This window comes from Nocardioides flavus (ex Wang et al. 2016) (assembly GCF_014653115.1).
Classification (GTDB): Bacteria; Actinomycetota; Actinomycetes; order Propionibacteriales; family Nocardioidaceae; genus Nocardioides; species Nocardioides flavus.
The window spans coordinates 187,169-199,749 of sequence record NZ_BNAD01000001.1 but is presented as its reverse complement, the minus strand read 5'-3'; the positions used below and the strand labels follow the sequence as shown (position 1 = coordinate 199,749).

Here is a 12,581-nt window from a genome sequence, read left to right as displayed (position 1 = left end):
CTCTGCCGCCGGTGATCTAGGGTCTCTGCGTGCTTCTCCACCTCCTCACCGCCCAGCCCGATGCCGAGCTCGACGGCGTCGCCGGGTGGGCGGTCGACCTCATGGAGCGGCTCGGGCCGGTCGGGGCGGCGCTGGTCATCGCCCTGGAGAACCTGTTCCCGCCGCTCCCGAGCGAGGTCATCCTGCCGCTCGCCGGGTTCACCGCGAGCCAGGGCTCCTTCTCGCTGGTCGAGGCGCTGGTGTGGACGACCATCGGCTCGGTGGTGGGGGCGTTCGCGCTCTACCAGCTCGGGGTGCTGTTCGGCCGGGACCGCATGTACTGGATCTGGGACCGGCTGCCGCTCACCAAGACCTCCGACCTCGAGCGCACCGAGGAGTGGTTCGCCAAGCACGGGCGCAAGGCCGTCTTCTTCGGCCGGATGGTGCCGATCTTCCGCAGCCTGATCTCGGTGCCGGCGGGGATCGAGCGGATGCCGATGCTGCAGTTCCTGGGCCTGACGCTGGCCGGCAGCGCCATCTGGAACACGATCTTCGTGCTGGCCGGCTACCACCTCGGCGAGCAGTGGCACGTCGTCGAGACCTACGCCGGCACCTTCCAGAAGGCCGTCATCGTCACGGTCGTGTCGGCCGCGGCGTGGTGGGTGCTCCTGCGGGTCCGGTCGGTGCGCCGCCGGCCCGCCCCGCCGATCGAGTGAGCGCGGGCGTGGGCGAGGAGCAGCAGCGGGCTCCGTACGACCCCATGCCCCACGGCCCACCCGAGGTGGGGGTCGGCCCGTGGCAGGGCCCGTGGCCCGAGGGCCCGCAGTGGGACGCCGACCTGCTCCGCGAGGGCGACCGCCGCAACGTCGTCGACCGCTACCGCTACTGGACGATGGAGGCGATCGTCGCCGACCTCGACACCCGGCGCCACGACTTCCACGTCGCGATCGAGAACTGGCAGCACGACTTCAACATCGGCACCATCGTGCGCACGGCCAACGCGTTCCTGGCCGCCGAGGTGCACATCGTCGGCAACCGACGCTGGAACCGCCGCGGCGCGATGGTGACCGACCGCTACCAGCACGTGCGCCACCACCCCGACGCGGCGAGCCTGGCGGCGTACCTCCGCTCCCTCGGTCCGGACGGGGGAGGGCCGGTGCGGCTCCTCGGCATCGACAACCTGCCCGGGTCGCTGCACCTTGAGACGATGGAGCTGCCCCGGCGGGTGTGCTTCCTGTTCGGCCAGGAGGGGCCCGGCCTCTCCGAGGCGGCCCGCGAGGTCTGCGACGGCACCTTCTCGATCGCGCAGTTCGGCTCGACGCGCTCGATCAACGCCAGCTCGGCCGCGGCGATCGCGATGCACAGCTGGGTGCGCGCGCATGCCGACCTGACCGCCGACGACGCCTGGCGCGGGTAGCGCCCAGGGTCGCCCACGGGCCCGGGATGTCCCCTCGTGCACCCCGGACCCGGCCCCCGAGGTCTGGCGGTGCCGGCCTCCTGGCGACGGCCTCGACGTCAAGGTAGGCCTGCCGCGGGGTGATCGCCAGCCCCTCGTGGGTGGATCCGTGCACCCCGACTCCGAGCCCGCGTCCGACCCGGTGGACGGCCCGGAGGGGTGACTCGCCGGTAGCCACTAGGGTTGGCAGCGCCTGCCTGACCGCTTCAGAGGAGATCTCCCGATGCCCATCGCCACCCCCGAGGTGTACGCGCAGATGCTCGACGCGGCGAAGTCGAAGTCCTTCGCCTATCCCGCCATCAACGTGTCGTCCTCCCAGACGCTCAACGCCGCGCTCCAGGGCTTCGCCGACGCCGGCTCCGACGGCATCATCCAGGTGTCCACCGGCGGTGCGGAGTACCTCTCCGGCCCGTCCGTGAAGGACATGGTCACCGGATCCGTCGCCTTCGCCGCGTACGCCGCCGAGGTCGCGAAGAACTACCCCGTCAACATCGCGCTGCACACCGACCACTGCCCCAAGGACAAGCTCGACGGCTTCGTCCGCCCGCTGCTCGACATCTCCGCCGAGCGCGTGGCGCGCGGCGAGGCGCCGCTGTTCCAGTCGCACATGTGGGACGGCTCGGCCGTACCGCTCGACGAGAACCTCCAGATCGCCGAGGAGCTGCTCGCCAAGTGCGCCGCGGCCAACATCATCCTCGAGATCGAGGTCGGTGTCGTCGGCGGCGAGGAGGACGGTGTCGCCAACGAGATCAACGACCAGCTCTACACCACGCCCGAGGACGCCGTCGCCACGGTGAAGGCGCTCGGCGCCGGCGAGAACGGTCGCTACATGACCGCGCTGACCTTCGGCAACGTGCACGGCGTCTACAAGCCGGGCAACGTCAAGCTGCGCCCCGAGATCCTCAAGACCGCGCAGGAGGCCGCCGCCGCCGCGCTGGGCCTGGGCTCCGACGCGCGCCCGTTCGACCTCGTCTTCCACGGGGGGTCGGGCTCGACCGCGCAGGAGATCAGCGACGCCGTCGACTTCGGCGTGGTCAAGATGAACGTCGACACCGACACCCAGTACGCCTTCAGCCGCCCCGTCGCGGCGCACATGTTCACCCACTACGACGGTGTGCTGAAGATCGACGGCGAGGTCGGCAACAAGAAGCAGTACGACCCCCGCGCATGGGGCAAGGCCGCCGAGGCCGGCATGGCCGCCCGCATCGTCGAGGCCTGCCAGAACCTGCGCTCCGCCGGGACGTCGCTCGGTCGCTGACCGCCGCCCGCCCGCGCGTCACCGCACCGCACCACACGAGCGGTGGCCCATCCACCTCCGCCTTGCGCGGAATGTGGGTGGGCCACCGCTCGTGCGTCGTCCGTGGCCGTACGCCGGCTAGCTAGCGCGCCGGCGCGTTGCCCGGGATGTCGTCCGGGTCGCCGTACGGGTCGCCGTGGTGCGCGTGGTCGGCGAGGTCCTTCTGCACGCGCGGGTCGTCGGCGTCGGCGAAGTAGTCGAACGGGATCGTCTCGTCGCGCCCGTTGGAGACCTTCAGTGCGTTGAGGGCGACCGTGAGCGCCGCGGCGATGACCACGTTGATGACGAACGCGGTCAGCGCGATGTAGCCCATCTCCCCGATGCCCGGGATGTTGTCGAGCGAGCCGCCGAACGCCTTGCCGGTGACGGGGTTCTTCACGTTGTACGCCCCGACGGTGCCGTAGACCATGCCGACCGCCCAGCCCACGAGCAGGCCGTGGCGGTGGAACCAGCGCGTGAACAGGCTGAACACGATCACGGGGAACGTCTGGAGCATCCAGATCCCGCCGAGGAGCTGGAAGTTGATCGCGTTCTGCTTGTCGAGCGTCAGCACGAAGATCAGCGCGAAGGCCTTCACGAGCAGCGACATCAGCTTGGAGACCTTCGCCTCCTGGGCCGGTGTGGCGTCCTTCTTGAGCCACTCCTTGTAGATGTTGCGGCTGAACGTGTTGGCCGCGGCGATCGACATGATCGCGGCCGGCACGAGCGCGCCGATCGCGATCGCGGCGAACGCCACCCCGGCGAACCACGCCGGGAACATGTCCTCGAAGAGCTGGGGGATCACCAGCTGCGCGTTGGGCTCGCCGTCGAGGCCGATCGGCTGGGTGCCCGCGGCGATGGCGACCCAGCCGAGCAGGGCCAGCAGGCCGAGCACGAAGGAGTAGGCCGGCAGGATCGCGGCGTTGCGGCGGATCGTGTTGCGCGAGCTCGACGACAGCGAGGCGGTGATCGAGTGGGGGTACATGAACAGTGCGAGCGCCGAGCCGAGCGCGAGGGTGGCGTACGCCCACCCCTGGCCCGTGCCGGGGATGAACGCACCGTTCGGCTTGCCGGTGGCCTCGTTGGTCGCCGCCATCTTGTCCTCGGCCGCGCCGAAGATCGCTTCCCAGCCGCCGACCTGGCCGGGCAGGTAGACGATCGCGACGATGATCACGAGGTAGATGAGGATGTCCTTGACGAACGCGATCACCGCCGGGGCCCGCAGGCCGCTGGAGTAGGTGTAGGCCGCGAGCAGCGCGAACGCGATGAACAGCGGCGCGTCCTTGGCGACGATGTTGTCGCCGCCGCCGAGCCCGGCCACCTCGAGCACCGCCTGGATGCCGACGAGCTGGAGGGCGATGTAGGGCATGGTGGCCACGAAGCCGGTGACCGCGACCGCGAGCGACAGCCCGCGGTCGTCGTAGCGGCCGCGCACGAAGTCGGCGGTCGTGACGTAGCCGTGGCGGTGGCTGACCGACCACAGCCGCGCCATGAAGATGAAGATGATCGGGTAGAGCACGATCGTGTAGGGCACGGCGAAGAATCCGGCCACCGAGCCGAGGGCGAACATCGCCGCGGGCACCGCGACGAACGTGTACGCCGTGTAGAGGTCGCCGCCGAGCAGGAACCACGTGATCCAGGTGCCGAACTTGCGCCCGCCCAGGCCCCACTCCTCGAGCGACTCCAGCGAGTCGGCCTGCTTGAAGCGGGTCGCCATGAAGCCCGCGACGGTGACGAGCGCGAAGAGCGCGATCAGCACCGACAGTGCGACCCCGTTGATGCCGCTGGTGTCCTCCGCGGCCAGCACCGCGACCTGCGGGCTCATCGGTCCTCACCCACCTTGTGGGTGGTGAGACCGCGAGCCGAGAGGGTGAGCTTGTAGGCCGTCCAGGTCAGGGCGGCGCAGATGAACACCCAGAGGAACTGGTACCAGAAGAAGAACGGGAACCCGAGGAGCTCCGGCTCGACCTTGGCGTAGTGCGGCACCCACATGAGGGCCACGACCGGGATCACGAGCAGGACGGCCGCGAGTGCCATCTTGCCCTTGTGCGTCGGGGGTACGCCCGGGTCTTCAGGGCGCGACTGAGGGCTGTCTCCGAGACTCATTCGCGCGACACTACTCACGCAGCCGGGGTCGGCAACGCCGGGACGCGTCGACGCGACCAGTGGTCGATCTGACGCGACGAGCGGTCAGGCCCTCAGAGCAGCTCGTCGGCCGCGGCCGGGCTCGAGTCCCGCAGGAAGGTCGAGCACCGCTCCCACTCCGCGGTCTCCCCGATCGCGCGGGCGGCGAGGGCGAGGAGGGCGAGCGAGCGCAGGAAGCCGCGGTTGGGCTCGTGGTCCCACGGCACCGGTCCGTGGCCCTTCCACCCGTTGCGGCGCAGCTGGTCGAGCGAGCGGTGGTAGCCGACGCGGGCGTAGGCGTAGACGGTCACGTCGTCCGCGCCGGCCTCCTGAGCCTGCAGCGCGAGCGCGGCCCACGCGGCCGGCGACTCCGGGTGACGGCGTACGACCGCGGCGGGGGCCTCACCGCCGGCGAGCTCGGCGTCGGCGGGGTCGGCGGGCAGGTGGGTGGGCGGGGGACCGGCCATCAGGTCGCCGCCGAAAGGTCCGGAGGTCATGGTCCAACCCTAGGCGGGCGTCCGACACACTTCGCCCATGGGCCAGACCTTCACGACCGAGATCCAGGCGCGCTACCGCGACATCAACCTCGCCGGGCACGTCGACAACGTCGAGGCCGTACGCGTGCTCGACGAGGCGCGGTACGAGTTCCTGCGGTTCGCGCGGCTGCCGGGGCTTCCGGAGGGGGCGACGGGGCTGCTGCACGGGACGGACGCCGGCGTGTCCGAGCTCGTCGCCTCGCAGACCATCGAGTACCACGCGGAGATGCGCTTCGTGCCCTACCAGCCGTTCCTCGCCTCGCTGTGGGTGTCCCGGGTCGGCCGGTCGTCGTTCACCGTCGCCGCCGAGCTCCGGGTGGAGGAGGGCGGCGGCCCGGCCGCGGTCTGGGAGTGCGTCAACGTGCTGTGGGACCACCACGCCCAGACGGCATGGAGGATCAGCGACGGCGTCCGGGCCGACCTCGAGGCGTACGCCGGGGAGCCGGTGGCGTTCCGCCGCTGACTGGCTCCTGGACGATCAGCCCAGGAGGACGGTCGCGAGCAGCGCGCCGCACACGACCGCCGTGCTCACGATCCGCCGGCGGTCGGCGTCAGGAGGCGCCGCACCTTCTCCGGGCCGAGTGCCACCACGAGGGTGGGCAGTCGCGGGCCGCGCTCGGCGGAGACGAGCAGGTGGTAGAGCAGCCGGAAGAAGTCCTTCTGGTCCGCCTTGACCTGGTCGGTCGGCGGGTCGTCGAGGCCGAGGCCGCGGGCGACCTTGGGCACCCCGTAGACGAGGCTGGTGGCGGCGTCGAGGTCGAGGTCGTCGGGCAGGCGGTCGAGGAAGATCCGCAGCCAGAGCTCCTCGTCCTCGCCCAGTGAGCCGAGGCGCTCGGCGTCCGGCTCCTCGCGCACGGTGGTGCGCTCGGCGGCGGGCACGTGCTCGGCCGTCCACTGCATGGCCTTGGACAACCGCGGCTCGAGGTCGGCGACGGAGTCGTGCGCGAAGCCCGAGGACTCGACGACGCGCGAGATCAGCTCGGCGGACCCGGCGGTCACGTCGGCGACCGAGGAGAGCGTGCGGAACGGGACGGGCACGGCCGGCGTCGGAAGTCGGCCGGCCGCCGCGGTCTCCGACGCGCGGTGCCAGGCCAGCGTGGCGACGTCGGACTTCGCCGGGTCGGCGGCCTTGCGGCCCAGCGCGTCCCACTCGTCGTAGAGCCGCACCACAGCCGGGCCGAAGTCGATGTCGAAGGCCTGCGTCGGCGCGCGCCGGACGTAGAGCCAGCGCAGCATCGGCGACTCGAGGATCCGCAGCGCGTCGGTCGCGGTGGGGACGCCGCCGGCCGAGGAGGACATCTTCTGCACGCCCGCGAACCCGACGAACGCGTAGATCACCCGCGCCGGGGCCCGCCAGTCGAAGATCGACGACACGATCTCGGTGCCGACGGTGTAGGACGAGCCCGGCGTCATGTGGTCGCGGCCGGCGGGCTCGAAGTTGACCGACTCGTAGGCCCAGCGCATCGGCCAGTCGACCTTCCACACGAGCTTGCCGTCGGTGTCGCTCGACAGGTCGGTGGTGCCCTCGTGGCCGCAGGAGGAGCAGGTGTAGGACAGCGTGGTGGTGGCCTCGTCGTACGCCGTGGTGGCGACGGTGTCGCGACCGCACTCGCGGCAGTAGGGCCGGTAGGGGAAGCGCGCGATCGCGTCGCTGGACGTCGCGGCGCCCGGGTCGCCCTCCTCGTCGTCCTCGTTGGCGACCGAGTCGGCGAGGTCGGCGGCCTCCTGGGCCGAGGCGTCCTCGCCCGCGGTGACCTTCTTGGTGCGGTGCTTGGCGAGCACGGCCTCGATCTCGTCGCGGCGCGAGACCGCGAGCAGCACCTGGTCGCGGTAGGCGCCGGACGTGTACATCTCGGTCTGGGAGATCTCCTCCATCTCCACGCCGAGCTCGCGCAGGGCCTCCTGCAGCGGCGCCTTGAAGTGCTCGGCCCAGCTGGGGTGGCACTCCCAGGGGTCGGGCACGGCGCTCAGCGGGCGGCCGATGTGGTCGGCCCACTCGGCCGGCACGCCGGCCGGGACCTTGCGGAAGCGGTCGAAGTCGTCCCACGAGTGCAGGTGGCGCACCGGCACCCCGCGCCGGCGGAGCTCCTCGGCGACGAAGTGGGGCGTGATGAACTCGCGCAGGTTGCCGAGGTGGATCGGTCCGCTCGGGGAGGCGCCGGAGGCCACCGTCACGAGGTTGCCCTCGCCCGCGTGGCGTACGGCGTCGTCCGCCGCCCGCGTCACCCAGTCGACCGGATCGCCCTGTCCCTGTCGTCCACCTCGTGCCATGCGCGCAAGGCTATCGGTGGCACGACCGGCCACGATGACCGGCGCCGGAGCCGTCCCCCGTGGCGGCTCCGACGCCTGTTGCTCCAGTGGAGCGGCCCGGCCGCACACCCCCGCGGCGGCACTGGCGCCCCAGTATCCGATGGCCGTTCGCTGCCACGCGGGTCGCGAGTGCCGGTGGCACTAAACTGCCAGCATGTCCGGTGACCCGTCGTCCGCGCTGTCGGCCCTCGGCCTCGATCGCAGGGCCGAGCGACTCTACTTCCAGCTCGCGCCGGTGTCCGGCCACACGGTGGCGGGGGTGGCGCAGCTCGTGCACGCCCGCCCCGAGCAGCTGCTGCGCGACATCGCCCCGCTCCTCGAGCGCGGGTTGGTGCACGTCAGCGAGGACCGGATCGTGGTGCCGCCGCTGGCGGAGGCGGTCTCCCAGCTCGTCCTGCGCCAGGCCCGGACGGCCGCGTCGTCGGCGAGCGTCCTGGCCGGGCTCGCCGGCGCCGTGCCCCATCTCGTCGCCGCCACGACGCGCCCCGATCGCGCCGACGTCAGCGAGGTGCGTCCCCTCGACGGCGAGCTGAGCTCCGGCGGGAACCCGCTCGACCTGCTGCGCCTCATGCTCCGCACCAGCCGCGGCGACATGCTGTGGCTGCGGCCCGACGCGTGGGCGGTGCCCCGCGAGTCGCTCGTCGGCGAGGTCCTGGCCGAGGCGATCGCGACCGGGCGCCGATCGCGGGCGATCTACCCCGTGCGCGCGCTCACCGAGGCGCCCGACGCGCTGCGCGCCCGTGCCCGGGCGGGCGAGCAGGTGCGGGTGATCTCCGAGCTCCCCACGCGCATGTTCATCCTCGGCGAGACCCACGCGGTGCTGCCCGAGCCGATCGGCTTCGCCGACCAGCCGCGGGTCCACGTGCGGCAGCGCTCGATCGTCGCGGCGCTGACGCTGTGGTTCGAGTCGCTGTGGTCGCGCGCGGCCCCGGTGCCCGAGCTGGAGTCCGGGGACGCCGACCCGGACGGGCGCCAGTTCCTCCTCGAGCAGCTGATGGCGGGCGCGACGGACGAGGTCATCGCCCGCAAGCTGGGCATCGGCCTGCGCACCGTACGGCGCCGGGTCGCCGCGCTGATGACCGAGCTCGGCGTCGACACGCGCTTCCAGGCAGGGGCCGAGGCGGTGCGTCGCGGCTGGCTGTGAGGCCGGCTGTGCGGCGTCAGGGCAGGATCATCGAGTACGCCGCGCGCTCGAGGCGCCAGCTGCGGCTGCGCTCGGGGCCGGAGATCTCCCCGTCGGCGGAGAGCCAGAACTCGTCGCCGCTGACCTTCACCGACGTGCCGCGCAGCGTGACGACGTCGTCGCGGTCCTCGTGCTCGCCCTTGCGCAGCCGGGCGACGTAGCCCAGCTTGGCCATCGGGCGCACGGCGCGGCTGATCATCACGTCGAGCAGACCGTCCTCGGTGTCGGCGTCGGGGTTGAGCTCGGTGCCGCCGCCGACGTTGCCACCGTTGCCGATGGCGACCATGAGGACCGGGCGGTCCACGTCGTTGACGACGCGGCCGTCGACCTCGACACGCAGGCGCCAGCTCGGCGGGTGGAAGGCCGACAGCGCGGCGCCGATCGGATAGCCGAGCTTGCCCAGGTTGACCTTGCCCACCCCGACCGATCCCAGGCGGGCCTTCCACTTCGCGCCCTTGCGGCTGGCCTGCGCACCGACGCCGACGTGCACGTTGTTGACCACGACGTTGCCGACCTCGTCGACGAGCAGGTCGACACCGCGGGCCTCGCCCTCGAGGACCAGGCGGGCAGCGTCCGCGACCTCGAGCGGGATGTCGTTGCCGCGGGCGAAGTCGTTGCCGGTGCCCATCGGCAGGAGGCCCAGCGTCGTGTCGGCCAGCTCCTGGCGCTTGTGCAGTGCGGTGACGACCGCGTGCAGGCTGCCGTCGCCGCCTGCCACCACGACCGTACGGCCGCCCGCGCGGTGCAGGACGCCGTCGAGCTCGCCGGGGTTGGAGGTCTTCTCGACCTCGACCGAGGCCTGCTCGCGGAGGACGGCGAGCGCCTCGGCCAGCCGCTCCTCGTCGGAGGTGCCGGCCTCGGCGTTGGTGATGACGAGCAGGGAGCGCACGGGCCGAACGCTAGCCGACGCGGTCACGGCCGCGTCCACCCCTGGGGACGCGCGCACCGGGTCGTGGGCGCCGGGTGCGGTAGCGTGGCGCCGCAAGAGCCCCGGTGCCTTGTGCCGGGGCCCTTCGCATTTCTGCACCGACCATTTCTGCTGACGTGACTAGGAGGGCTGAGATGCCCGCGATCGTCGTGCTCGGCGCCCAGTGGGGCGACGAGGGCAAGGGCAAGGCCACCGACCTGCTGGCCACCACCGACACCATCGACTACGTCGTGCGCACGAGCGGCGGCCACAACGCCGGCCACACCATCGTGGTCAACGGCGAGAAGTACGCCACGCACCTGCTGCCCAGCGGCATCCTCACGCCGGGCGCCACCTCGGTCATCGCCAACGGCGTCGTGGTCTCGCCGGAGGCGCTCTTCCGCGAGCTCGACGGCCTCGTCGCGCGCGGGGTGGAGGTGGCCGACCTCAAGGTCAGTGCCAACGCGCACGTCATCGCCAGCTATCACGCGACGATCGACAAGGTCACCGAGCGCTTCCTCGGCAAGAACCAGATCGGCACCACCGGACGCGGCATCGGCCCGGCGTACGCCGACAAGATCAACCGCGTCGGCGTCCGCATCGCCGACCTCTTCGACGAGAAGATCCTCACGCAGAAGGTCGAGGCTGCGCTCGACGTGCGCAACCACCTCCTCAGCAAGGTCTACAACCGGCGTGCGATCGAGGTCGACGCGGTCGTCGAGGAGCTGCTGTCCTACACCGAGCGGCTGCGGCCGATGGTGTGCGACACCTCGCTGCTGCTCAACACCGCGCTCGACGCCGGCGAGACCGTGCTCTTCGAGGGCGCGCAGGCCACCATGCTCGACGTCGACCACGGCACCTACCCGTTCGTCACCTCGTCCAACCCGGTCGCGGGCGGCGTGTGCGTGGGCGCCGGCGTCGGGCCGACCCGCATCGACCGGGTGATCGGTGTGATCAAGGCCTACACGACCCGCGTCGGCGCCGGCCCGTTCCCCACCGAGCTGTTCGACGAGGACGGCATCCAGCTGCAGCAGCTCGGCGGCGAGATCGGCGTCTCGACCGGCCGTACGCGTCGCTGCGGCTGGTACGACGCGGTCGTCGCGCGCTACGCGAGCCGGGTCAACGGCCTCACCGAGCTCTTCCTGACCAAGCTCGACATCCTCGGCGCGTGGGACCGGATCCCGGTGTGCGTGGCCTACGAGGTCGACGGCCAGCGGGTCGACGAGATGCCGATGACGCAGACCGAGTTCCACCACGCCACGCCGGTCTACGAGTTCTTCGACGGCTGGAACAGCGACATCTCCGGCTGCCGGTCCTTCGACGAGCTGCCCGCCAACGCCCAGGCCTACGTCCGGGCGCTCGAGGAGATGTCGGGCGCGAGGATCTGGGGTGTCGGCGTGGGTCCCGGTCGCGAGCAGACCCTGGTGGTGCCCGGGTGAGGACCCTCGTCATCGGCACCGGCGGCCGCGAGCACGCCCTGGCCCTCGCCCTCTCGCGGGACCCGGCGGTGAGCGAGGTGCACGCCGCGCCGGGCAACCCGGGCATCGGCGAGGTCGCCACCCTGCACCCCGTCGACCCGATGGACGGCGCGGCGGTCGCCGAGCTCGCGACGTCGATCGGGGCGGACCTGGTGGTCGTCGGCCCCGAGGCCCCGCTGGTCGCCGGCGTGGCGGACGCCGTGCGCGGTGCGGGCATAGCCTGCTTCGGCCCGTCGCTCGCCGCGGCCCGCCTCGAGGGCTCGAAGGCCTTCTCCAAGGACGTGATGGCGGCGGCCGGGGTGCCGACCGCCGGGTCCCGGACCTGCACGACCCCCGAGGAGGTGGCGGCGGCGCTCGACGCCTTCGGTGCGCCGTACGTCGTCAAGGACGACGCCCTCGCGGCCGGCAAGGGCGTGGTCGTGACGGCCGACCGCGACGAGGCGCTGACGCACGCGGCCGGGTGCGACCGGGTCGTCGTCGAGGAGTTCCTCGACGGTCCCGAGTTCTCGCTGTTCGTGGTCTGCGACGGGAGGACCGGCCGGCCGCTGCTGCCGGCGCAGGACTTCAAGCGCATCCTCGACGGCGGCCGCGGGCCCAACACCGGCGGGATGGGGTCGTACGCCCCCCTGACGTGGCTGCCCGAGGGGGTGGTCGACACCGTGATGACCGAGGTCGTCGCGCCGACGCTGGCCGAGATGCAGCGGCGGGGCGCGCCGTTCGTCGGGTGCCTCTACGTCGGGCTCGCGCTGACCGATGCCGGTCCGAAGGTCATCGAGTTCAACTGTCGCTTCGGCGACCCCGACATCCAGCCGGTGCTCGCCCTGCTCACCTCGCCGCTGGGCACGCTGCTGCGCGCCGCCGCCGACGGCGACCTGGCGAGCGTCCCGGCGCCGAGCTTCGCCGACGGTGCGTCGGTGTCGGTGGTGATGGCGAGCGCCGGCTATCCGGGGTCCTCGTCGTCGGGCGACGTGATCATCGGGACCGAGACGCTCGCGGTCGAGGACGACGTCGACGTCATCCACGCCGGCACCGCCCGAACCGACGCGGGGCTGGTCACCGCCGGCGGTCGGGTCCTCGCCGTCCGCGCGACCGGCACCGACGTGGCCGACGCCCGCGCCAAGGCGTACGAGGGCATCTCCTCCATCAGCTTCCCCGGCGCGCAGTGGCGCCGCGACATCGCCGCCGAGCCGCTTGGCGTGGTCGAGGGTGCCGCGTCCCGTGGCTGAGCAGTACGCCCCCGCCCCTCCACCCCTCGCTGCGTAGTCCAGTGGCGAACTGCTGTCGGTGCGGGGTAGTCCAGTGACGAACTGCTGTCCGACCACCCGAATCACG

General features: G+C 72.1%; 12 protein-coding genes. 7 read left to right on the top strand and 5 right to left on the bottom strand.

What is annotated here, in order from left to right:
* The first annotated feature begins 29 nt into the window (after positions 1–29).
* The 3 genes from IE200_RS00980 (at position 30) to fbaA (ending at position 2,693) form a co-directional block, all read left to right on the top strand.
* Positions 30–695, top strand: a complete 666-nt coding sequence (locus tag IE200_RS00980; RefSeq protein ID WP_229855931.1) for a DedA family protein — start codon at positions 30–32, stop codon at positions 693–695.
* 44 nt (positions 696–739) lie between these two features.
* Entirely contained in the window at positions 740–1,396 is a 657-nt protein-coding gene (locus IE200_RS00975) for a TrmH family RNA methyltransferase (protein WP_191278106.1), read from the top strand.
* A gap of 262 nt (positions 1,397–1,658) precedes the next feature.
* Positions 1,659–2,693 (top strand): class II fructose-bisphosphate aldolase, encoded by a 1,035-nt coding sequence (gene fbaA, locus IE200_RS00970; RefSeq protein ID WP_191277495.1) that lies wholly within the window; start codon positions 1,659–1,661, stop codon positions 2,691–2,693.
* Positions 2,694–2,814: 121 nt separating this feature from the next.
* Here the strand turns inward: fbaA and mctP are convergent, their stop codons facing one another.
* The 3 genes from mctP to IE200_RS00955 all read right to left on the bottom strand — a co-directional run bounded on the left by mctP (position 2,815) and on the right by IE200_RS00955 (position 5,332).
* A complete protein-coding gene (gene mctP, locus IE200_RS00965; RefSeq protein ID WP_191277494.1) occupies positions 2,815–4,536 on the bottom strand; it encodes a monocarboxylate uptake permease MctP in 1,722 nt (573 codons plus the stop codon).
* On the bottom strand, positions 4,533–4,748 hold the full coding sequence (locus IE200_RS00960; protein ID WP_191277493.1) for a DUF3311 domain-containing protein: 216 nt from the start codon (positions 4,746–4,748) through the stop codon (positions 4,533–4,535). Before IE200_RS00960 ends, mctP begins: the two co-directional genes overlap by 4 nt.
* Before the next feature lie 161 nt (positions 4,749–4,909).
* Positions 4,910–5,332, bottom strand: coding sequence for a DUF3151 domain-containing protein (locus tag IE200_RS00955; protein WP_191277492.1), 423 nt, complete (start codon positions 5,330–5,332; stop codon positions 4,910–4,912).
* Positions 5,333–5,369: 37 nt separating this feature from the next.
* Here IE200_RS00955 and IE200_RS00950 point away from each other — a divergent pair, with 37 nt between their 5' ends.
* Positions 5,370–5,834, top strand: coding sequence for an acyl-CoA thioesterase (locus tag IE200_RS00950; protein WP_191277491.1), 465 nt, complete (start codon positions 5,370–5,372; stop codon positions 5,832–5,834).
* A gap of 65 nt (positions 5,835–5,899) precedes the next feature.
* Here the strand turns inward: IE200_RS00950 and lysS are convergent, their stop codons facing one another.
* Positions 5,900–7,642: a lysine--tRNA ligase gene (gene lysS, locus IE200_RS00945; RefSeq protein WP_191277490.1), complete on the bottom strand. Its 1,743-nt coding sequence runs from the start codon at positions 7,640–7,642 to the stop codon at positions 5,900–5,902.
* Between the two features lie 193 nt (positions 7,643–7,835).
* Between lysS and IE200_RS00940 the strand changes: the two genes are divergently transcribed.
* Positions 7,836–8,825, top strand: coding sequence for a helix-turn-helix domain-containing protein (locus IE200_RS00940; RefSeq protein ID WP_191277489.1), 990 nt, complete (start codon positions 7,836–7,838; stop codon positions 8,823–8,825).
* A 16-nt stretch (positions 8,826–8,841) separates the two neighbouring features.
* Here IE200_RS00940 and IE200_RS00935 read toward each other — a convergent pair whose 3' ends face one another.
* Positions 8,842–9,753, bottom strand: coding sequence for a diacylglycerol/lipid kinase family protein (locus IE200_RS00935; protein WP_191277488.1), 912 nt, complete (start codon positions 9,751–9,753; stop codon positions 8,842–8,844).
* Positions 9,754–9,926: 173 nt separating this feature from the next.
* On the opposite strand from IE200_RS00935, the gene IE200_RS00930 reads away from it, so the two are divergent.
* Positions 9,927–11,210 carry an adenylosuccinate synthase gene (locus IE200_RS00930; protein WP_191277487.1) on the top strand — a complete coding sequence of 428 codons (1,284 nt, stop codon included), beginning with the start codon at positions 9,927–9,929 and terminating at the stop codon, positions 11,208–11,210.
* On the top strand, positions 11,207–12,475 hold the full coding sequence (purD, locus tag IE200_RS00925) for a phosphoribosylamine--glycine ligase (RefSeq protein ID WP_191277486.1): 1,269 nt from the start codon (positions 11,207–11,209) through the stop codon (positions 12,473–12,475). The genes IE200_RS00930 and purD overlap by 4 nt, the downstream gene beginning before the upstream one ends.
* Positions 12,476–12,581: the final 106 nt, after the last annotated feature.

Bases quoted from the DNA above. Each gene is read 5' to 3' on its own strand.
- IE200_RS00975 (WP_191278106.1), top strand. From the start codon at position 740: ATGCCCCACGGCCCACCCGAGGTGGGGGTCGGCCCGTGGCAGGGCCCG.
- fbaA (WP_191277495.1), top strand. From the start codon at position 1,659: ATGCCCATCGCCACCCCCGAGGTGTACGCGCAGATGCTCGACGCGGCG.
- mctP (WP_191277494.1), bottom strand. From the start codon at position 4,536: ATGAGCCCGCAGGTCGCGGTGCTGGCCGCGGAGGACACCAGCGGCATC.
- IE200_RS00960 (WP_191277493.1), bottom strand. From the start codon at position 4,748: ATGGCACTCGCGGCCGTCCTGCTCGTGATCCCGGTCGTGGCCCTCATG.
- IE200_RS00955 (WP_191277492.1), bottom strand. From the start codon at position 5,332: ATGACCTCCGGACCTTTCGGCGGCGACCTGATGGCCGGTCCCCCGCCC.
- IE200_RS00950 (WP_191277491.1), top strand. From the start codon at position 5,370: ATGGGCCAGACCTTCACGACCGAGATCCAGGCGCGCTACCGCGACATC.
- lysS (WP_191277490.1), bottom strand. From the start codon at position 7,642: ATGGCACGAGGTGGACGACAGGGACAGGGCGATCCGGTCGACTGGGTG.
- IE200_RS00940 (WP_191277489.1), top strand. From the start codon at position 7,836: ATGTCCGGTGACCCGTCGTCCGCGCTGTCGGCCCTCGGCCTCGATCGC.
- IE200_RS00930 (WP_191277487.1), top strand. From the start codon at position 9,927: ATGCCCGCGATCGTCGTGCTCGGCGCCCAGTGGGGCGACGAGGGCAAG.